The following is a 20,071-nucleotide window of genomic DNA, read 5'->3' as shown; positions in this document are numbered from 1 at the left end:
GGGGGGACGGGGGCAGCCGCCCCCGGATCGGGAAGGGGCGGGTCTGGGGCGCTTCGCGTGTGACCAGGGACACGTTCCGCGACCGTTTACGTCTGCCCCCGCCCCCAGTGGGTAAATCTGCGGTCACCGACACCGGCCAGCCGCAAAAAGGGAGCGCCCCATGCCCGCCTCGGCGAACGTTCTTCCGCCCGCCCTGCCCCCGCAGGTCTCGCACCCCGACTCCGGACTCGAGGGCTCCTGCTCCTGCGGCTGCCTGGAGCCGCCCCTGACCAGCGAGCCCCCGCTCGCCGCCGCGGCCCCGCTGACCAGCGAGCCGCCGCTCACCGACGCCGCCCCCCTGACCAGCGAGCCGACCTCGACGGGCACGGCCGCGGGCGTGGACCCGGCCCGGTTCTAGGGGGCCGGGTGTCCCTGGCCCGCCTCGCCGCGCTGCACGGGGTCGCCACCTCGTACGCGCCGTCCCCGGACCGCACGGTTCCGGCATCCGACGCCGCCGTGGTCGCGGCCCTCGCGGCCCTGGACGTCGACGCGAGCACCCCCGAGGCGGTCCGGGACGCCCTGGCGGCCCGCGAAGCCGCCCTGCGGGAGCGCCTGTTACCGCCGACGGTGGTCCTCTGGGCGGCGGACGAGGCCGCGCCGGACCCCGCCGCCCCCTGCCCTCTGGACGCCCTCCCGCCCGGCACGCGCCTGAGCGCCCGCACCGAGCAGGGCGACACCCTCGACTGGCACACCCCCGACGCGCCCCCGGCGCTGCCGTTCGGCGTCCACCGGCTGCGGGCCGCCGCCCCGGACGGGGCCGCCGCCGACGTCCATCTGATCGTCGCCCCGCGCCGCGCCCCGGGCCCCCGCGGGCGCGCCTACGGATTCCTCGTCCAGCTGTACTCCCTGCTCAGCGCCCGCTCCTGGGGCATGGGCGACCTCGGTGACCTCGCGGAGTTCGCGGCGTGGGCGGGGCGTGCCGCGGGCGCCGGGTTCGTGCAGGTGAACCCGTTGCACGCGGCGGTGCCCGCGCCGCCGGGAGGCAGGGGCGACCCCTCGCCGTACCGGCCGTCGTCGCGACGGTTCCCCGATCCCTTACACGTACGAGTGGAGAACGTCCCGGAGTTCGCGCAGCTGCGCGGCGCCGACCGGGAGCGCGCGACCGTCCTCCTTGAGCGGGCCGACGCGCTGCGGCGGTCCGTGCTCGACGAGGGGGAGCTGATCGACAGGGACGCCGTGGGGGAGGTGAAGGCGGCGGCGTTCGAGCTGATCGGGAAGGTGCCGCTCGGGCCAGGCCGGTGCGCCGCCTACAGCGACTTCCTCGCCGAGCGCGGCGCGTCCCTGGAGGCGCACGCCACCTGGTGCGCGCTCGCCGAGCGCCACGGCCCGCACTGGCGCTCCTGGCCCGCGCCGCTGCGCGACCCCGACAGCGGGGAAACCGCCCGCGCCCGTACGGAGTTGCTGGACCGCGTCGACGCCCACGCGCGGCTCGCCTGGTACGCGGACGAGCAACTGGCCGCCGCCCAGCGGGCCGCGCGCGAGGCGGGCATGGGCATCGGCCTGATCCACGACCTGGCCGTCGGCGTGCACCCGGACGGCGCCGACGCCTGGGCGCAGGCGCGGCACTTCGCCGCCGGGATGTCGGCGGGCGCGCCGCCCGACGCGTTCAACGCGCGCGGCCAGGACTGGGGCCTGCCGCCGTGGCGCCCGGACCGGCTCGCCGAGTCCGGGTACGCGCCGTTCCGCGAGCTGCTGCGGGCGACGCTGCGGCACGCGGGCGCGGTCCGGATCGACCATGTGATGGGCCTGTTCCGGCTGTGGTGGGTGCCCGCGGGCCGCCCGCCCACGGAGGGCACGTACGTCCGCTACGACGCCGAGGCGATGCTCGCGGTCCTCGTCCTGGAGGCGCACCGCGCGGACGCGCTCGTGCTCGGCGAGGACCTCGGCACCGTCGAGCCGGGCGTGCGCGAGGCGCTGCGCGAGCGCGGTGTGCTCGGCACCTCCGTGCTGTGGTTCGAGCGGGACTGGACGGGCACGGGCCTGCCGCTGCCGCCGGAGTCCTGGCGCGCGGACTGCCTGGCCACCGCCACCACGCACGACCTGCCGTCGACGGCGGCCCGCGTCACCGGCGACCACGTCCGGCTCCGCCACGACCTCGGCCTGCTGACCCGCCCGCTGGTCGCCGAGCGCGCCGGGGCCGCCGCCGAGGTCCGCGAGTGGCTGGCGCTGTTCTGCCGTCTGGAGCTGCTCTCGGGCGGCGGCGGGAGCGAGGAGGACGAGGTCCGCGCGGTGCACCGGTTCCTGCTCGCCACCCCGGCGCGCCTGGTCGGCGTCTGGCTGCCGGACGCGGTCGGCGACCGCCGCCCGCAGAACCTGCCGGGCACCTGGGACCAGTACCCGAACTGGCGCCTGCCCATCGCCGACGCCAAGGGCCGCCCGGTGTCCCTGGAGGAGCTCACCGCGTCCCCGCGCCTGCACGCGCTGCTCGATGTCTTCAGGGTCTTGAGGGCCTCGCGCGCCTCCGGGGGCCGGGGCGGCGTCCCCTGAGAGCGCCCCTGATGGCACCCCGGGCGCGCGGGCCTGGGAGCGGTTCGCTACGTTGGCATCGTGGACAAGAAGAACGCCCTGCGCGCCGGTGCTGTCACTGCCGGTACGACGCTGATGATGCTGCTCATGTCGTCCCCCGCGCTCGCGCTCACCCGCGACGACGGCGACGACCCGGCTCCCAAGCTGAGCGTGGTCGAGACGCTCGGACTGTTCGTCGCGGCACCGATCGTCCTGTTCCTGGTGATCGCGGGCCTGGTCATGGTGGGTGACAAGTCCCGCAAGCAGCCGAAGCAGGGCTGATCCGCCCGCACTTCGTACGTCGAGGGCGCCCCTCGGCGACGCACCCCTGAAGGCCTCGTCCTTCCGGTGCGCCGCCGCGGGGCGCCCTCGACGTGTGTCCGTACGGGCGCGCGCCGCGGTCAGGCGGGCGCGGCGCCCGTGAGCAGCTTCCTGAGCAGCCCGGCCAGTTGAGCGGTCTCGTCCTCGTCGAGCCCGGCGGCCGCGAGCGCCTCGCGCTGCGCCTGAAGGCCGGCGACGACGGCCCGGTCGACGAGCTCCCGGCCCGCGTCGGTGAGCGTCACCTGGAGCCCGCGCCGGTCGTGCGGATCGGGTGAGCGGCGCAGCAGCCCGGCCCGCTCCAGCTTGTCGAGCCGCCCCGTCATGCCGCCGGTGGTCAGCATCAGAGTGGCGGAGAGCTGGCGCGGCGAGAGCGTGTACGGCTCCCCGTGGCGGCGCAGCGTGGCGATGACGTCGAACTCGCCCCGGGTGGTGCCGACTTCGCGGTACGCCTTCTCGACGCGGTCGCCCACCGCCTGGGCGACGCGGTAGACGCGGCCGTAGATCTCCATGGGTGTCGTCTCCAGCTCGGGTCGGACGACGGCCCACTGCCCGATGATCGCGTCGACGCCGTCGGGGGCGTCGACGGCGGGGGCAGCGCCCGTGCCAGTGCCAGTGCCAGTCGTATCCGTCGTGTCCGTCGTATCCGTCGTGTCCGTGGAGTGCATAGGGCGAGTATCCGCCGAGGAGCCAGACGCTTGCAAGTAAGCAGCTTGAATGTGAGTGACTTTGAAGTAAGTGGGTTGACGATAAGTAGCTTAGAGGTAAGCTACTTTCCATGAACCGCGCAGCCACGATCCTCCTCACCGCCTACGCGCCCATCACCTGGGGCTCCACCTACGCCGTCACCACGGAGTTCCTGCCCGCGGACCGGCCCCTGTTCACGGCCATGATGCGGGCGCTGCCCGCGGGGCTGCTCCTGCTGCTGCTCGCCAGACGGCTGCCCAGAGGGGTGTGGTGGGGCAAGGCCGCCGTCCTCGGCGCCCTGAACATCGGCGCCTTCTTCCCGCTCCTGTTCCTGTCCGCCTACCGCCTCCCCGGCGGGATGGCCGCGGTCGTCGGCTCCGTCGGGCCGCTGTTCGTCGCCGGGCTCTCCTTGCTGCTCCTGACCGAGCGCCCGAGCACGCGGACCGTGCTCACCGGGGTCGTGGCGGCGCTCGGCGTCAGCCTCGTCGTGCTCAAGGCCACCGGGAGCCTCGACGCGATCGGCCTCATCGCCGCCGTGGCGTCCACCGCCTCGATGTCCACGGGCACGGTCCTCACCAAGCGGTGGGGCCGCCCGGAGGGGGTCGGCCCGCTGGCGCTCACCAGCTGGCAGCTGACCATCGGCGGCCTGCTCATCGCGCCCGTCGCCTTCCTGGTCGAGGGCGCGCCGCCCGCGCTCGACGGCCAGAACATCGCGGGGTACGTCTACCTGTCGATCGCCGGTACGGCCGTCGCGTACTGGCTGTGGTTCCGCGGCATCGGACAGCTCAGCGCGACCCAGGCCAGCCTGCTCGGCCCCCTTTCGCCGCTGACCGCCGCGGTCATCGGGTGGGCGGCGCTCGGCCAGGCGCTGACGGCGGTGCAGCTCGTGGGCATGGCCGTGGCCTTCGGGGCGACGCTGTTCGGCCAGCTCAAGGCGGGGGGCGCGGCCAAGACGGCGCCTGTGGAAGCCGCCGAGACGGTCAGCGTGGCCGGTGGGGCGGTGCGCCGGTAGCCCGGCCAGCGGAGAAGGGCCGCAACCGTGGGTCGCCACGGTTACGGCCCTTCTGGCCTGTGCCGGTCACCCGGCGGCTGAGGCGCTGTGCCCACCCTCCCCCAAGCTCTCGGCTTCGCTCGAGCAGGGGGTACCCCCCTCGCCCTCTGGGCGGCCCAGCTGCCCACAGCGAGGTACGGCGAAAATGTGCACCCACCCGCAGCGCCACGCGTCGAGGCCGCCGTTTCGCAGCTCAGGGGTGCACGGGTGGGTGGGTGGGAAGCATCCCGCCGCGGTAGCGGCGGGGGACCGCCCACCCACCCGCACCCGAACCAAGAAGAGCTACCCCCGGTCGGCGGCCCGCGCCCGCAGGGCGCGCTCGACCCCGGCCCGGGACTCCATGACGAGCCGCTGCAGGGCGGGCGAGGGCGAGGCCGCCGCCAGCCACGCGTCGGTGGCGGACACCGTCGCCGCGGACACCTGCGCCACCGGGTAGAGCCCGACCACGACCTGCTGCGCCATCTCGTGCGAACGGGACTCCCACACGGACTTCACCGCGGCGAAGTACTTGTCCGCGTAGGGCGCCAGCAGCTCCCGCTGCTCGGTCTGCGCGAACCCGGCGATGACCGCCTCCTGCACGGCGTTGGGCAGGGTGTCGGACTCGACGACCGAGGCCCACGCCGCCGCCTTCGCCTCGGGCGTCGGCCGCGCGGCCCGCGCGGCGGCGGCGTGGCGCTCGCCCGCCGCGGTCTTGTCCCGCTCGAACTCCGCGGTGATGCCCGCCTCGTCGAGCCGGCCCGTCGCCGCGAGCCGCCCCACGAACGCCCACCGCAGCTCGGTGTCCACGGCCAGGCCCTCGATGGTCTCGGAGCCGTCGAGCAGCCCCTCAAGGAGGGCGAGGTCGGCGTCGGTGCGCGCGGTCGCGGCGAACGCCCGCGCCCACGCCAGCTGGTGGTCGCCGCCGGGCTCGGCCGCCCGCAGGTGCTCCAGGGCGGCCTCGGTCCACCGGGCGAGCAGCGCGTCCCGGCCCGCCGGGTCGGCGTACAGGTCGAGGGCGAGCTTCACCTGCCGGTGCAGGGACTGCACCACGCCGATGTCGGACTCCTTGGCGATGCCGGAGAGGACCAGCGACAGATAGTCGCGCGTCGGCAGCTCCGCGTCGCGCGTCATGTCCCAGGCCGACGCCCAGCACAGCGCCCGCGGCAGCGAGGCCTCGAAGTCGCCGAGGTGCTCGGTGACGACGGCGAGGGACTCGGCGTCCAGGCGGACCTTCGCGTACGACAGGTCGTCGTCGTTGAGCAGGATCACCGCCGGGCGGGCCCGGCCCACCAGGGCCTCCACGGCCGTCAGCTCGCCGTCGACGTCCAGCTCGACGCGGTCGGTGCGCACCAGCTTGCCGGACGCGTCGTCCAGCTCGTACAGGCCGATGGCGATCCGGTGCGGGCGCAGCGTCGGCGCTCCCTTGGCGCCCTCGGGCAGGGCCGGGGCCTCCTGCTTCACGGCGAAGGAGGTGATGGTGCCGGAGGAGTCGACGTCGACGACGGGCCGCAGGACGTTGATGCCCGCGGTCTCCAGCCACTTCTTCGACCAGGCCGTCAGGTCCCGGCCGCTGGTCTCCTCCAGGGCGCCGAGCAGATCGCTCAGCCGGGTGTTGCCGAACGCGTGCCGCTTGAAGTACGCCCGCACGCCCTCGAAGAACTCGTCCTGGCCGACGTAGGCGACGAGCTGCTTCAGGACGCTCGCGCCCTTGGCGTAGGTGATGCCGTCGAAGTTGACGAGGACGTCGTCCAGGTCCCGGATGTCCGCCATGATCGGGTGCGTGGACGGCAGCTGGTCCTGGCGGTAGGCCCACGTCTTCATCTGGTTGGCGAACGTGGTCCAGGAGTGCGGCCACTTCGACTGCGGCGCGTACGCCTGGCAGGCGGCCTCGGCGTAGGTGGCGAACGACTCGTTCAGCCACAGGTCGTTCCACCACTCCATGGTCACGAGGTCGCCGAACCACATGTGGGCCAGCTCGTGCAGGATCGTGGCGGCCCGCACCTCGTACGCGGCGTCCGTGACCTTCGAGCGGAACACGTACTGGTCGCGGATCGTCACCGCGCCCGCGTTCTCCATCGCGCCCGCGTTGAACTCCGGCACGAAGAGCTGGTCGTACTTCTTGAACGGGTAGGGGTAGTCGAACTTCTCCTGGAACCACTCGAAGCCCTGCCGGGTCACCTCGAAGATCGCGTCGGCGTCGAGGAACTCGGCGAGCGAGGGACGGCAGTAGATGCCCAGCGGCACGACCTGCCCGTCCTTCTCGTACGAGGAGTGCACCGCGTGGTACGGGCCGACGATCAGGGCGGTGACGTACGTCGAAAGGCGGGGCGTCGGCTCGAAGGCCCAGACGTCGTCCTTCGGCTCGGGCGTCGGCGAGTTGGAGATCACCGTCCAGCCGCTCGGCGCCTTCACGGTGAACTGGAACGCGGCCTTCAGGTCCGGCTGCTCGAAGCAGGCGAAGACGCGGCGCGCGTCGGGGACCTCGAACTGCGTGTACAGGTAGGCCTGGTCGTCGACCGGGTCGACGAAGCGGTGCAGGCCCTCGCCGGTGTTGGTGTACTCGCAGTCCGCGACGACCTTCAGCTCGTTGCGGCCCTCGTGCAGGTGCCGCAGGGCGATGCGCGAGTCGCGGAAGACGGCGCCGACCTCAAGGGCGTGCCCGTTCAGGACGACCTCGTGCACGGCCGGGGCGATCAGGTCGATGAACGTCTCGGCGTTCGCCTCGGCGCTGTCGAAGCGCACGGTGGTCACCGAGCGGTAGGTGCCGCCCTCCTGCGCTCCGGAGAGGTCGAGATCGATCTCGTAGGAGTCAACGGTCAGCAGCTTCGCCCGCTGCTGCGCCTCTTCACGGGTCAGATTGGTGCCGGGCACGCGGTCATCTCCTCGATGCGACGTACGGAGTCTTTGCGATGTTTACGGCCATCCTTCCACGTGGCGCCCCGGGGCCGCCCAGGCTCCGGGCCCCCGGTGCCGGGCGGCCGGTCCTGGCCCATTGTTCTCGGCCCGCGCGGCCGTTAGCATCCGCGCGTCGGCTCAGGCCGGGCGGCGGTCGTGGCCGGCCTCCGAGCGGTGGGACACACGGGCGGGAGCGGGTGCGTATGGCACGGGCAGCACGGGTTCCGGGGCGGTTACGCGGCGCCCCGCGCAGGGCCGCACCCCGAAGACCCGCGCCGGTCAGAGCGGTGCTCCCCGCCCTGGTGCTGCTTGTCGCGGCCACGGCGGGCTGCGGCGGCTCCGGTGACGGCGGCGGGGGCGGGGGCGACGGCAAGGGCCCGGAGAAGTCCCGGATCACCGTCGGCACCATGCCCGTGGCCGACACCGCGCCGCTCCAGCTGGCGATCAGCAAGGGCTTCTTCAAGGCGGAGGGGCTCACGGTGCGCACGTCCACGCTCAGCGGCGGCGCCGAGTCCGTCGCGCGGCTGCGCGCGGGCGCGCTCGACATCTCCTTCGGCAACTACGTCTCGTACTTCCTCGCGCACGCGGGCAAGGCCGTCGACGTGCGCTTCGTCGCCGACGGCTTCGCTTCCGCGCCAAGGACGCACGCGGTCCTGGTGCGCGCGGACTCGTCCGCGAAGACGCTGAAGGACCTCAAGGGCAAGACGATCGGCGTCAACACCAAGCGGAACGTCAGCGCCCTGCTCGTGCAGGAGGCGGGCCGGGCGCAGGGCGTCACCTTCGACGACGACGACAGCTTCGCCGAGATCGACATGCCGAACATGGAGACCGCCCTGAAGGCGGGCAGCGTCGACGCCGTGCAGGCCGTCGAGCCGTTCGTCAGCGCGATCGAGGAGTCCGGCACCGGCCGCGTCGTCGCCGACCTGGGCAAGCCGCCGACGGCGGGCTTCCCCATCGCCGGGTACGCGGCCACGGCGTCGTTCGTCAAGGACAACCCGAAGACCGTCGCGGCCTTCCAGCGGGCCATGGCCCGCGCCCAGAAGCAGGCCGCCAACCGCTCCACGGTCGTCGCCACCCTCCCCGGCTACACCAGGATCACCCCCGAACAGGCGGCCCAGCTGCACCTCGGCGGCTATCCCGTGGCCCTGGACCCGGCCCGCCTGCGCCGGGTGGTCGAGCTGATGCGGGAGTTCGGCTATCTGAAGCGGGACCTCGACGTGGAGCCGTTGCTGGTGCGTACGGGGCCGTGACCGTGCCGAAGGGGGCTGAGGGGGACCGCGCGGCGGGCGCGGCGGTGCCGGGCCGGGCGCGCCCCGGGCCGCCGCCGCGCGCCCGTGCGCTCACCGCGACCCGGTGGGGGCGGGCGCTGCTCGGGGCGCTCGGCGTCGGCTGCGCCGTGCTCGTCGTCGAAGTCATCGCCCGCGCCGGGGTGTTCGACCGCCAGGCGCTGCCGCCCGCCACCTCCGTGCTCGGCCGCGCCGCCGGGATGGCCGCCGACGACGGCTTCCTCGGCCACCTGGGCACCACCGTCTCCGCCTGGCTCGGCGGCCTCGGGCTCGCGGTCGCCTGCGCCGTTCCCGCCGGGCTGCTCCTCGGCTCCCTGCCGCGCCTGGACGCCGCGAGCCTCGCCGTCGTCGAACTGGCCCGGCCCGTGCCGTCCGTGGCGCTGATCCCGCTGGCGATCCTGGTGTTCGTCGAACCGGTCCGGGTGGAGCGCTCGCTGGTCTGCTACGCGTCGCTGTGGCCGATCCTCCTCAACACCCTGTACGGGCTGCGGGACGTCGACCCCGTCGCCAAGGAGACCCTGCGCTCCTTCGGCTTCGGGCCGCTGGCCGTCCTGGCCCGCGTGTCGCTGCCGAGCGCCGGGCCCTTCGTCCTGACCGGTGTGCGGATCGCCGCGTCCGTGGGGCTGATCGTGGCCGTCAGCGCGGAGCTGCGGGCCGGGGGTGACTCCGGGCTCGGCGTGTATCTGCTCCAGACGCAGTCCGGGGGCGGGCGGCCGGACCTGATGGTGGCGGGGGCGGTGTGGGCGGGGGCGCTCGGGGTGGCGGCGAACGCGGGGCTCGTGGGGGTGGGGCGGGTGGTGTTTCCCCAAACCCGCCCCGTCCCGAGCCCGGGGCGCTCCGCCCCCCGGGGCCCCGGTCATCGCGCTTCGCGCTCGTCCTCAAACGCCGGACGGGCTGAGTGATGGCCGCTGCCCTGCGCTTTCTGCTGCTGCGCGGCTGGCTGCTCGCGGTTCTGGTCGTGTGCTGGGAGGGGGCCGCCCGGCGGGCCGAGGACATCTACTTCCCGCCGCCCAGCCGGATCGTGCGGGTCCTGGCCCAGGATCTGCCCCTCGACGACCTCCTGCCGAGCCTCGGGCACCTGCTGCTCGGGTGGGCCATCGCGGGGGTGGCGGGGATCGGCGTCGGGGTGGTCATCGGGCTCTCCCCGGTGGCCTTCCACCTCCTCGATCCGGTGCTGCAGTTCGGCCGGGCCGTGCCGCCGCCCACGCTCATCCCGTTCTTCACGGTCGCCTTCGGACTCGGCACGTCCATGCAACTGGCGACCATCGTCTTCGGCGTGGTCTGGCCGGTGCTCCTCAACACGGCCGACGGCGTGCGCTCCGTGGAGCCCGTACAGCTGGACTCGGCGCGCGTCTTCGGCGTCACGGGCCCGGCGCTGCTGCGCCACGTGGTGCTGCCCGCCGCCGCGCCCAAGATCTTCGCCGGGCTTCGCGTCGCGCTCGGCTTCGCCCTGATCCTGATGGTGATCGCCGAGCTGATGGGGTCCGGCGACGGCATCGGCTCCCGGCTCAACGCGGCCGAGCGGGAGTTCCGCCCCGACCAGCTGTGGGCGGCGATCCTGCTGCTCGGCGCCGTCGGCTGCGTACTCAACGGAGCCTTCCTGCTCGTGGAGCGGAAGGCACTCGCCTGGCACCGGGGAGCACGGGGCACCCGAACCTAGGGCGCGGGGGCGCCCGCCGTTCCCCTCGCAACCGGTTCACCCGGGGCCAAGGGAACGCCTGGAGCACGTGAGCACTCAATTCTCATAGACCACGTGGTAGTTGGCACCAGGGGTACAGGGGGAGCAGGGGATGTTGGACATCACGGGGCTCAGCCATCGCTACGACGACGGACAAGCCGTCCGGAAGGCCCTCGACGGCGTCGAACTCTTCGTGGACCGCGGCGAACTGGTCAGCATCGTCGGCCCGTCCGGCTGCGGCAAGTCCACGCTGCTGCGGTGCGTGGCGGGCTTACAGCGCCCCAGCGCGGGCCGCGTCACTGTCGACGGGCGCGCCGTCGAGGGCGTACCGGACGACCTGGCCGTCGTCTTCCAGGACTACACACGCTCGCTCTTCCCGTGGCTGACCGTCCGCGACAACGTGGCGCTGCCGCTGCGCCGCCGGGGGCTCGCCCGCGCCGAGCGCCGCGAGCGCGCCCACGACGCGCTCGCCCAGGTCGGCCTCGCGGACACGGCGGGCAGATATCCGTGGCAGCTGTCCGGCGGCATGCAGCAGCGCGTCGCCATCGCCCGCGCGCTCGCCTACCGGCCCGCGCTGCTTCTGATGGACGAGCCGTTCGGCTCGGTCGACGCGCAGACCAGGGAGGACCTGGAGGACCTCCTCCTCACGGTCCGCGGCGGGCCAGCGCCCCAGGGGCGCATGACGATCCTCCTGGTCACCCACGACATCGACGAGAGCGTGTACGTCGGCGACCGCGTCGTCGTCCTCTCCGGCGCCCCCGGCCGCGTCCACCGCGAGCTGAGCGTCGAACTGCCCGCGCCCCGCGACCAGATCGCCACCCGCGGGCTCCCGGAGTTCGTGCGCCTGCGGGCCGAGGTCGGACGGGCGGTGCGGCGGCCATGACCGTGGACGTACTGGTCGCGGGCGCGGGCATCGGCGGTCTGACCACCGCGCTCAGCCTGCACGCGGCGGGCATCGGGGTACGCGTCGTGGAGCCGGTCGACGAGCTGCGGCCCGTCGGCGTCGGCATCAACCTGCTGCCGCACGCCGTGCGGGAGCTGACCGAACTCGGCCTCGGCGACGCGCTCGCCGCGACCGGCGTGCAGACCGCCGAGATGGTCCACTACGACCGCCACGGCAACCGCATCTGGGGCGAGCCGCGCGGCCTCGCGCTCGGCTACCACTGGCCCCAGTACTCCATCCACCGGGGCACGCTCCAGATGATCCTCCTGGACGCGGTGCGCCAGCGCCTCGGGGACCGGGCCGTCGTCACCGGCACGGCGTTCGTGCGCTTCATGGAGGACGGCGACGCGCTGCGGGTCGTGCTGCGGGACGTGGCGCGGGGCCGGGAGCACGCGGTGCGGGTGCGGGCCCTGATCGGCGCGGACGGCCTCTACTCCACGGTCCGCTCCCGGCTGCACCCCGGCGAGGGGCCCCCGCTGTGGAACGGCATCCGGATGTGGCGGGGCGTGACCGAGTGGCAGCCCGTCCTCGGCGGCCGCACGGTCGCCGTCGCGGGCAGCAACGCGCACGCCAAGCTGGTCGTCTACCCCGTATCGCGCGAGGCCGAGCTGCGCGGGCGCGCGCTGCTCAACTGGGTGGCCGAGGTGCGCTTCCCCGCCGACCCGGCGCGGGGGCCCGGCTCCGCCGACTGGAACCGCAGCGGCCGCCTCTCCGAGGTCCTGCCGCACTACGCGGGCTGGCGCATCGGCGACCTGGACGTCCCCGCCCTGTTCGCCGCGACCCGCCGCATCCTGGAGTACCCCATGGTGGACCGCGAGCCCCTGCCGTGGTGGGGCAAGGGCCCCGTCACGCTCCTGGGCGACGCGGCGCACCCCATGTACCCCGTCGGCTCCAACGGCGGCTCCCAGGCGATCCTCGACGCCCGCGTCCTGGCCCGCTGCCTCGCCGCGACGGACCCCGACCGGGTGACGGGCCTTCGCGCCTACGAGGAGGTCCGCCGCGAGGCCACCACGGCCCTGGTCCTCGCCAACCGCCAGATGCCCGCCGACCGCTACCTCGCGGCTGTCGCCGAACGCGCGCCGGAGGGCTTCGACCGCGTCGAGGACGTCCTCACCCCGGAGGAACTGGCGGAGCTTGAGGCCTCGTATCACTGGACCACGGGAACGGATGTGGCGGAGCTCAACGGGAGGGGGTCGTGGGGGGTGGGCCCGCCGTCTCTTTGAGGGCGCCGATGAGGTGGGCGAGGGCGGTGGGGGTGGTGGTGAGTTCGGTGGCGGGGTCGTCGCTCTCGCGGAGCCGGATCGTGCCGGACGCGGTGGCGAGTTCGATGCAGTCGTTGCCCTCGCCGCCCCCGGAGAACGACGACTTCTGCCAGTCCGTGCGGGTGGTCATGGTGGTGCCTCACACTTCCTTGGCCAACCGGTGAATGAGGTCACGTGACTTCTCGGGGCTGAGCGCCGCCGTCTCCACCTTACGGAAGAGCTTTCGAAAGTGCTCCAGCTGTGCTGCGGAGTCGAGGAAGACGGTGCCGTGCGGGGCGTCGCGCACCACGCTGTCGAGGCGGGCCACCGGCCCGCCCAAGTGCACCATCGAGCTCCCGGCACCGGCGAAGCCGTCCAGGTCGAAGGGGATGACCCGCACCGTCACGTGGTCCGAGTCCGACACCTCAAGGACACGCGTCAACTGGGCCCGGTGCCCGGCCCGGTCGGTCACGCGGATGCGCAGCGCCGCTTCGTGGATCACCGTCTCGTACGGGATCGGGGCGGGCCCCTCGATGATGACCTTCCGCTTCATCCGGTGGCTCACCCGGGGCTCCAGCTCGCTCTCCGGGAACTCGGGGTGCATGAAGGCGAACAGGGCGCGGGCGTAGGCCTCGGTCTGGAGGAGTCCGGGGATGTGGATGACCGTCACGTCGTGCCGGAACCGGGCGTGGTGGTCCAGTTCTGAGAGGTCGAGGAACGGTGTCGGCAGCACCCCGCGATACTCCTCCCACCAGCCCTGAGTCCGATCCGTGGCCATGGCCACCAGCGCCTCGACCAACGCGGCGTCCGCGCAGGCGTAGTTGGCCGCGAGGCGGCGGACCCGCTCCTCGCTCACGCCCGCGACCCCGGCCTCGATCTGGCTCATCTGGACGGAGCTCGCGCCCAGCAGTGCCGCGGCCTCGGTCGCCTTCAGCCCGGCAGCGTCACGCATCCTGCGCAGTTCGACTCCCAGGCGCACCTGCCGCGCGCTGGGGTTCCGCCTCGTCGCCATCAACGGCTCCTTGGTCCAACTCGCCCTGCGGGGTTCCTCGTTCGGGTGTCAGATTACGCGAAATGGTTGCGCGGTCATAATTTTCAGGCATACCGTCAGTGATGCGTCGCAACGCTACGAGGCATCGGGACCCCGGAAGAGCACCACCCCGCCCCGCCAGGGCGGGCGTGACACGATCACCGCCCCGCACTCGTCGCACGCACCCAACTCCTCTGCCCATCAAGGGAGTTCACGCATGTACGAAGAAGCCAACGAGCCGGACCCCCTCCCCGTGGCGGAGCCCTGGGAGTACACCTTGCACATTCCGCGCGACCTCTGCGCGGTTACTGTCTGTCGCCGAACCCTCCGCGTGATCCTCGCGGTGCACGAGCTCGGCGCGATCACCGACGTCGCCGAACTCCTCGCCACGGAACTCGTCTCGAACGCCGTGCGCCACACCAAGGGCCCCGTCGCCTTCCGCCTGCTGTGGTCCGACGGAGTCCTGCGCATCGCGGCCTGGGACGCCGACCCGAGCCCCCCGGCGCCCACGCTCCGCGCCGCCCCCTGTGACGCGGAGGACGGGCGGGGCCTGGACCTCGTCCGCTGCTGCGCGGACACCTGGGGCTGGTATCCGCTGCCGAGCGGCGGGGACACCGGCAAGTACGTGTGGTGCGAACTCGGCGCGGCGTAGCGGCGGCGCCTCACGCCCGGCGCCGCCCCGCGAGCGCCACCACCGCGAGGGCGAGCACGCCGAGGCCGCCGCCCAGCCAGAGGACGTCCGTGGCGCCGAGGGCGTCGGCCACCCGGCCGCCGGCCAGGGCGCCCAGGGCGATCGAGATGTTGAAGATGCCCGCGAAGAGCGCGGACGCGGCCTCGCGGGCGTGCGGGGCGGCCGCCATCACCCAGTTCTGGGAGGAGACGGAGACACCGCCGTAGGCGAGGCCCCAGGCGACGAGGAGGGCGACGGACGCGGCCAGGGACGCGCCAGCGGGCACGAGCAGCAGGACCACGGCGGCGAGCACCGCCGAGATGATCAGCAGGGCGCGGCGCGGATCGCGGGCCGCGAAGGTGCCGCCCAGGAAGTTCCCGGCGATGCCCGCGACGCCGTACGACAGGAGCAGCACGCTGATCAGGCCCGCGCCGACGTCCGGCACCCGCTCAAGGACCGGCCGCACATAGGTGTACGCGGCGAAGTGGCCGACGACGAGCAGTGCCACGGCGATCAGGCCCGCGCGCAGCCGGGGCAGGCGAAGCAGCGCGGGGAAGGCGCCGAGGCGTACCGGCTCCGTCGGCGGCAGCGGCGGCAGGACCAGGCGGAGCAGCACGGCGACGCCCAGGCCGAGCGCGGCCACCGCGCCGAACGCCCAGCGCCAGCTGGCGAGCTCGCCGAGGAACGTGCCCGCGGGCACGCCGAGCACGGACGCCACGGCTATCCCGCTGAAGATCACGGCGGTCGCGCGCCCGGTCGCCTCGGTGCGCACCAGGCGTACCGCGAGCGAGGCCGCGACCGCCCAGACGCCGCCGATGCACAGGCCGACGACGAACCGCGCCACGAGCAGCACCGCGAACGACGGCGCGAGCGCGGAGAGCAGGTTGGCGGCGCCGAGCAGCAGCATCAGGCCGCACAGCACGGTGCGCCGGTCCGCGCCGCGCACCGCGACCGGAAGCAGCAGCGCGGCGATGGCCGCGACGACGCCGGGCAGCGTCACGGTGAGCCCCGCGGTGCCGTCCGAGACGTGCAGCCCGGAGGCGAGTGAGGTCAGCAGGCCCACGGGCAGCATCTCCGTGGTCACGACGGAGAACGTGGCGGCCGCGACGGCGATGACGGACAGGGGCAGGGAGCGCCGCCCGGTGTCCGTGTGGGGGGTCTGGGTCAGAGTTTCCATGGGCACAAGACAACGCCCGCGGGCCCATCGGGAACAACGCCGAAGATCTCATCCTTGAATGAGCAGGACTTATCGATCCGGCGGCGAGGTCAGGGCCGCGGGACGGGCTGGAGCGGAACGGTATGGGTGACATCGGGGTCAGCGGCGGCATTGAGATCCGCGAGCTGGAGTGCTTTCTCGTGCTCGCCGACGAACTGCACTTCGGGCGGGCCGGTGAGCGCCTCTACGTCTCCCAGAGCCGGGTCAGCCAACTGCTCGCCGCGCTGGAACAGCGCATCGGCGCCCGCCTCGTGGAGCGTACTAGCCGCCGGGTCCGGCTGACCCCCCTGGGGGAGCGGTTCCGCGCGGAACTGATGCCCGCGTACCAGGAGTTGGCCGGAGTCGTCGACCGGGCCAAGGAGGCGGCGCGGGGCGTCGAGGGGCGGCTGCGGATCGGCTTCCAGGGCACGGCCGACGCCCGTCTGATGCGGGCGATCACCGCGTTCCAGAAGCGGCACCCGGCGTGCGTCACGGAGATCGCCGAAGTGCCGTTCTCGGACCCCTTCGGCGCGGTGCGGCACGGCGAGGTGGACGCGGCGATCGTCCTGCTCCCGGTGGCCGAGCCGGACCTCGTCCTCGGGCCGCTGTTCTCCCGCCAGCAGCAGACCGTCGCGGTGTCCGTGCGCCACGCCTTCGCCGCCCGGTCCTCGCTGCGCGCCGAGGAGCTGCGGGACACCCCGCTGATCGCGGCGAGCGCCCCGGCTCCCGGCTACTGGCGCGAGGCGCACGCCCCGTCGGCGGTGCCCGCCCCCGCCGTGCGCACCCTCCAGGAAGGCCTCACCCTGGTCGCCGCCGAGCGGGGCGCGATGCTGCTGTGCCGCCCGACGGCGTCCTACCACGGCCGCGAGGACGTCGTCTTCGTACCGGTGGAGGGCCTCGCGGACTCGGTGCTCGGCATGGTCTGGCACCGGGACGCCGAGACGGAGCGGGTACGGGCGTTCGCGCGGGCGGTGGCGGACGCCACCTCGGTGCCGGAAGCGGCCTGACGCCCCGCTACGCCGGGCGGCGCACCTCGAACTGGAAGCAGCCGTACTCGACGGCGCGGACGTGCACCAGCGCGACCCCGGGGTCGGCGAACGCCTCCTTGAAGGCGGCGTCGAAGCCCGCCGTGGTGTCCTCGGGGATCTCCAGGAGACGCCCGCCGACGATGCGGCCCCGCGCGTCGTACCGGCGGAACGCGCGCAGCGCTCCCGCCCGGACGAACGGGTACGCGCCCGGCTCCCCGGCCGGACCTGCGCACGGGTCCGCGTGGATGAAGACGGGCCCCTGCTCGTCGTACGCGCCCGGCTCCGCGCCGGTCTCCCGCGCCCAGCGGCGCAGCGGCGCGTACGACACGAGAGCGACGCGCTCGCCCGCGCGGATGGGGCGCAGACAGCAGCGCAGCGGGGAGCCGCCCTCGTCGTCCACGTACGGCACGCAGGCGCGACCCGCGTCATCGGTGTCACGAAGCTGCGCGAGCACGTCGGGGCGAATGGGGCGCGGCTGGAAGTCGAGAGTCATGCCCCCACCCTCCCGCCCCATCACACCCCAAAGCTGGCGGATTCCGGACCTGTACTCTGCGGGCGCGCGTCACCGCCCCATCGGCGCTCCGCGCCTCGTCCTCAAACGCCGGACGGGCTGGAAACCTGCCGCATCGCGGCTGAAACACCCGCACCCGAATGATCCAGCCCAGGCCGGAACAATCCAGCCCGTCCGGCGTTTGAGGACGAGCGCGCAGCGCGAAGATTCAGCCTGTCCGGCGTTTGAGGACGAGGCGCGGAGCGCCGAAAGACGCCCGCACCCCCGTCCGGTCAGGACTCCGCGGCGACGAGCTCCGCGATCTGCACCGCGTTCAGCGCCGCACCCTTGCGCAGGTTGTCGTCGGAGATGAAGAACGCGAGGCCGTTCTCCACGGTCTCGTCGCGGCGGATGCGCCCGACGAAGGACTCGTCCCGCCCGGCGGCCCCCAGCGGCGTGGGCACGTCGGTGAGGACGACGCCCTCGGCGCCCGCGAGGATCTCCGCGGCCCGCTCGGGGCTGATCGGGCGCTCGAAGCGGGCGTTGACCTGGAGGGAGTGCCCGGTGAAGACGGGCACGCGGACGCAGGTGCCGGAGACCTTGAGGCCGGGGATCTCCAGGATCTTCCGGGACTCGTGGCGCAGCTTCTGCTCCTCGTCGGTCTCGTTCAGACCGTCGTCGACGAGGGAGCCCGCCATCGGCAGGACGTTGTACGCGATCGGCGCGACGTACTTGTCCGGCTCGGGGAAGTCGACGGCCTCGCCGTGGTGCGTGAGCTTCGTGGCATCCGCGCCGACCTTCTCGATCTGGCCGTAGAGCTCGTCGACGCCCGCGAGGCCGGAGCCGGACACCGCCTGGTAGGTGGCGACGACCAGCGAGGTGAGCCCGGCCTCCAGGTGCAGCGGCTTCAGGACGGGCATCGCGGCCATCGTCGTGCAGTTCGGGTTGGCGATGATGCCCTTGGGGCGGTCCGCGATGGCGTGCGGGTTCACCTCGGAGACGACCAGCGGTACGTCGGGGTCGCGCCGCCACGCCGACGAGTTGTCGATCACCACGGCGCCCTGGGCCGCGACCTTCTCGGCCAGCGCCTTGGAGGTGGCGCCGCCCGCCGAGAACAGCACGATGTCCAGGCCCGTGTAGTCGGCCGTCGAGGCGTCCTCGACGGTCACGCCGTCCACGACCGTCCCGGCCGAGCGGGCCGAGGCGAACAGGCGCAGCTCGTCGAGGGGGAACTCCCGCTCGGCGAGGATCTTGCGCATGACCGTACCGACCTGACCGGTGGCTCCGACGATTCCGACCTTCACGGGCGACTCCCTATCCCTCGGGTATCCCTTGGATGCCTTGCTGTGCTTCCAGTGTCTCCATGATGCGGGCGACCCCGGGGCGCCTGTCCAATTCATTGAGGGGTTAACCACCAGGTGAGACGGGTCACGGGCGGCGAAGGTGTGACGTACGCCTCCTCCGTCGGTGATCCGCTCCGCCCCCCGGCGAACGTTTCCGCCGACTCCCGCGTCGTAGGGGAAACGGGGGGACCCCTCGGGGGCACCGGAGAGAGGGACGGAGAGAGGGAGGGGCATTGCTGCGCAGGAAACCGCGCCGCCCGGCGCGTGACGCGGCCGATCCGCTCGACGCCGCGCAGGAGGACCGGGTGCGGGCCGTCCTGTCGCTCGGCGGGGTCCCGTACGGCGAGCTTCAGGACGGTGTGCAGCAGGTCAGGCTGCGGCTCCTGGAGCGGGCGGCCAAGGGGGAGCACGCGCCGCGGGACGTGGCGGCCTGGGCCGCGGTGGTCGCGTCGAACTGGGCCATGGACTGGCACCGGGCCCGCCGCCGCCAGGAGCGGCTCGGCGAACGCCTCGCCGCGCTGCGCCCCGAGCGCCCGGAGGAGGACGGCGCCGAGTCCCGCGTCCTGTCGCTCGCCGTGGCGCAGGGCCTGGACGAACTGCCGGACGGCCAGCGGCAGGTCGTGATCCTCCGCTTCTACGCCGACCTGGCGGTACGGGACATAGCCGCCGAACTCGGCATCCCGGAGGGCACGGTCAAGAGCAGGCTGCACTCGGCCGTACGGATGCTGCGCACGCGGCTGCACGAGGGAGAGGTGGTGTGACCGTGGCGCACGGCACGCACGACGAAGGCCGGGACCGGCGGCACGGCCCCGATGACGCGCTGACGCTGGCGGTCACGGACGCCCCCGTGCCCGCGGAGGCCCGCGCCGACGCCGCGTTCATGGCCGAGCACGCGGCGGCCGCCGCCGACGTGGCGGCGCTGCGCGCGGGGCTGCGGGCGGTGGGGGACACCCTGGCGCGGCACCCCGGCGACGGGCCGCCCGCGCCCGCGCGGCCGGTGCGCGGCCCGAGGTCCGGGGCGCTCTGGCGCCGGGGCCTGTTCGTCCTCGCCGCCGTGCTCGCGACGGGGCTCATCGGCGGCGTGGTGTGGCTCGGCGCGCGGGACGGCGCGGGCGGTGACGCCGACGCGGGCGCGGGCGACACCAAGCACACGCGGAGCGACGCGGACTCGGACATCGAACACGGCGGCGGGGGCGTGGAGGACGACGGGGCCAAGCAGTCGCCCGAGGGCTACGTCGCCTGCGCCCGCCTCATCGTCGAGGGCACGGTGCGCAGCGTGGAGACGCTGCCGGGCGGCACCGAGGACCGGATCACGCTGGACGTGACCCGCTCGTACAAACCCGCCAAGGCGCCCGATGAGGTGACGTTCGTGATGGACGTGAACGTGGACCCGCGGCTGCGGGCGGGCGACCGCGCGCTGATCGGCATCCCGCGCGGCGAGGCCTCGCCGGACACCTGGTCGACGGGCAAGGAGATCGCGAAGGACCGGCGGTGGATCACGAAGGCGCTGCCGGGAGCACGCGGGCTGGAGTGCTGAGTTCCGGTGCCGGTAGGCCGAGTTCCGGAGTGCTGAGTTCCGGTGACAGTTGAGTGAAGTAGGTGTTGCACCGGCCATTAATGCCTTTGAACTGTGCTTTGTCCGGGCTAACTTCCTTCCACCGCGATCAGAGGTGATCACCCGCGATCGCTGAGG

The 20,071-nt window shown here is 73.6% G+C and carries 20 protein-coding genes; 13 read left to right on the top strand and 7 right to left on the bottom strand.

All coding sequences use genetic code 11. The features are described 5' to 3' along the window. Nucleotides 1-160 precede the first annotated feature (160 nt). From AC07A4_RS09035 to AC07A4_RS09025, 3 genes are read left to right on the top strand one after another with little or no spacing between them, the layout of a single operon-like run. A complete protein-coding gene (locus AC07A4_RS09035) occupies nucleotides 161-397 on the top strand; it encodes a hypothetical protein (RefSeq protein ID WP_478595050.1) in 237 nt (78 codons plus the stop codon). 8 nt (nucleotides 398-405) lie between these two features. Further along, nucleotides 406-2,526: a 4-alpha-glucanotransferase gene (gene malQ / locus AC07A4_RS09030; RefSeq protein WP_478595048.1), complete on the top strand. Its 2,121-nt coding sequence runs from the start codon at nucleotides 406-408 to the stop codon at nucleotides 2,524-2,526. Between the two features lie 60 nt (nucleotides 2,527-2,586). Continuing rightward, on the top strand, nucleotides 2,587-2,826 hold the full coding sequence (locus AC07A4_RS09025) for a hypothetical protein (protein WP_478595045.1): 240 nt from the start codon (nucleotides 2,587-2,589) through the stop codon (nucleotides 2,824-2,826). A gap of 119 nt (nucleotides 2,827-2,945) precedes the next feature. On the opposite strand, the gene AC07A4_RS09020 is transcribed toward AC07A4_RS09025, so the two are convergent. Beyond that, nucleotides 2,946-3,530 carry a MarR family winged helix-turn-helix transcriptional regulator gene (locus tag AC07A4_RS09020; protein WP_478595043.1) on the bottom strand — a complete coding sequence of 195 codons (585 nt, stop codon included), beginning with the start codon at nucleotides 3,528-3,530 and terminating at the stop codon, nucleotides 2,946-2,948. 110 nt (nucleotides 3,531-3,640) lie between these two features. On the opposite strand from AC07A4_RS09020, the gene AC07A4_RS09015 reads away from it, so the two are divergent. Further along, nucleotides 3,641-4,561: an EamA family transporter gene (locus tag AC07A4_RS09015; protein ID WP_478595041.1), complete on the top strand. Its 921-nt coding sequence runs from the start codon at nucleotides 3,641-3,643 to the stop codon at nucleotides 4,559-4,561. A gap of 321 nt (nucleotides 4,562-4,882) precedes the next feature. On the opposite strand, the gene pepN is transcribed toward AC07A4_RS09015, so the two are convergent. After that, a complete protein-coding gene (gene pepN, locus AC07A4_RS09010; RefSeq protein WP_478595038.1) occupies nucleotides 4,883-7,450 on the bottom strand; it encodes an aminopeptidase N in 2,568 nt (855 codons plus the stop codon). A 311-nt stretch (nucleotides 7,451-7,761) separates the two neighbouring features. On the opposite strand from pepN, the gene AC07A4_RS09005 reads away from it, so the two are divergent. The 5 genes from AC07A4_RS09005 to AC07A4_RS08985 all read left to right on the top strand — a co-directional run bounded on the left by AC07A4_RS09005 (nucleotide 7,762) and on the right by AC07A4_RS08985 (nucleotide 12,604). Next, entirely contained in the window at nucleotides 7,762-8,724 is a 963-nt protein-coding gene (locus AC07A4_RS09005; protein ID WP_478595036.1) for an ABC transporter substrate-binding protein, read from the top strand. Beyond that, nucleotides 8,721-9,662 (top strand): ABC transporter permease, encoded by a 942-nt coding sequence (locus AC07A4_RS09000; RefSeq protein ID WP_478595033.1) that lies wholly within the window; start codon nucleotides 8,721-8,723, stop codon nucleotides 9,660-9,662. The genes AC07A4_RS09005 and AC07A4_RS09000 overlap by 4 nt, the downstream gene beginning before the upstream one ends. Beyond that, entirely contained in the window at nucleotides 9,662-10,420 is a 759-nt protein-coding gene (locus AC07A4_RS08995) for an ABC transporter permease (protein WP_478595031.1), read from the top strand. Before AC07A4_RS09000 ends, AC07A4_RS08995 begins: the two co-directional genes overlap by 1 nt. A gap of 130 nt (nucleotides 10,421-10,550) precedes the next feature. Beyond that, entirely contained in the window at nucleotides 10,551-11,321 is a 771-nt protein-coding gene (locus AC07A4_RS08990) for an ABC transporter ATP-binding protein (RefSeq protein ID WP_478595029.1), read from the top strand. Further along, entirely contained in the window at nucleotides 11,318-12,604 is a 1,287-nt protein-coding gene (locus tag AC07A4_RS08985) for a flavin-dependent oxidoreductase (protein WP_478595027.1), read from the top strand. Before AC07A4_RS08990 ends, AC07A4_RS08985 begins: the two co-directional genes overlap by 4 nt. Here the strand turns inward: AC07A4_RS08985 and AC07A4_RS08980 are convergent. Both AC07A4_RS08980 and AC07A4_RS08975 read right to left on the bottom strand, forming a co-directional pair. Next, nucleotides 12,561-12,773, bottom strand: a complete 213-nt coding sequence (locus AC07A4_RS08980; protein WP_478595025.1) for a DUF397 domain-containing protein — start codon at nucleotides 12,771-12,773, stop codon at nucleotides 12,561-12,563. The two genes, AC07A4_RS08985 and AC07A4_RS08980, sit on opposite strands and share 44 nt — an antisense overlap. Nucleotides 12,774-12,782: 9 nt before the next feature. Continuing rightward, entirely contained in the window at nucleotides 12,783-13,634 is an 852-nt protein-coding gene (locus tag AC07A4_RS08975; protein ID WP_478595023.1) for a helix-turn-helix domain-containing protein, read from the bottom strand. Nucleotides 13,635-13,869: 235 nt separating this feature from the next. On the opposite strand from AC07A4_RS08975, the gene AC07A4_RS08970 reads away from it, so the two are divergent. Beyond that, a complete protein-coding gene (locus AC07A4_RS08970) occupies nucleotides 13,870-14,304 on the top strand; it encodes an ATP-binding protein (protein WP_478595021.1) in 435 nt (144 codons plus the stop codon). A gap of 10 nt (nucleotides 14,305-14,314) precedes the next feature. On the opposite strand, the gene AC07A4_RS08965 is transcribed toward AC07A4_RS08970, so the two are convergent. Continuing rightward, nucleotides 14,315-15,499: an MFS transporter gene (locus AC07A4_RS08965; protein ID WP_478595019.1), complete on the bottom strand. Its 1,185-nt coding sequence runs from the start codon at nucleotides 15,497-15,499 to the stop codon at nucleotides 14,315-14,317. A 122-nt stretch (nucleotides 15,500-15,621) separates the two neighbouring features. Here AC07A4_RS08965 and AC07A4_RS08960 point away from each other — a divergent pair, with 122 nt between their 5' ends. Further along, nucleotides 15,622-16,524, top strand: coding sequence for a LysR family transcriptional regulator (locus AC07A4_RS08960; RefSeq protein ID WP_478595017.1), 903 nt, complete (start codon nucleotides 15,622-15,624; stop codon nucleotides 16,522-16,524). 7 nt (nucleotides 16,525-16,531) lie between these two features. Here the strand turns inward: AC07A4_RS08960 and AC07A4_RS08955 are convergent, their stop codons facing one another. Both AC07A4_RS08955 and AC07A4_RS08950 read right to left on the bottom strand, forming a co-directional pair. After that, complete coding sequence (locus AC07A4_RS08955; protein WP_478595014.1) at nucleotides 16,532-17,038, bottom strand: DUF1203 domain-containing protein; 507 nt, start codon at nucleotides 17,036-17,038, stop codon at nucleotides 16,532-16,534. 290 nt (nucleotides 17,039-17,328) lie between these two features. Beyond that, nucleotides 17,329-18,339, bottom strand: coding sequence for an aspartate-semialdehyde dehydrogenase (locus AC07A4_RS08950; RefSeq protein ID WP_478595012.1), 1,011 nt, complete (start codon nucleotides 18,337-18,339; stop codon nucleotides 17,329-17,331). A 272-nt stretch (nucleotides 18,340-18,611) separates the two neighbouring features. Between AC07A4_RS08950 and AC07A4_RS08945 the strand changes: the two genes are divergently transcribed. Next, nucleotides 18,612-19,139, top strand: a complete 528-nt coding sequence (locus AC07A4_RS08945) for an RNA polymerase sigma factor (protein WP_478595010.1) — start codon at nucleotides 18,612-18,614, stop codon at nucleotides 19,137-19,139. Continuing rightward, nucleotides 19,136-19,915 (top strand): hypothetical protein, encoded by a 780-nt coding sequence (locus tag AC07A4_RS08940; protein ID WP_478595009.1) that lies wholly within the window; start codon nucleotides 19,136-19,138, stop codon nucleotides 19,913-19,915. Before AC07A4_RS08945 ends, AC07A4_RS08940 begins: the two co-directional genes overlap by 4 nt. Nucleotides 19,916-20,071 lie beyond the last annotated feature (156 nt).

The sequence above is a fragment of the Streptomyces sp. NPDC043996 genome, assembly GCF_056435225.1.
Note: the sequence above shows the minus strand (reverse complement) of the source record. Positions and strands in the feature narration are given on the sequence as shown.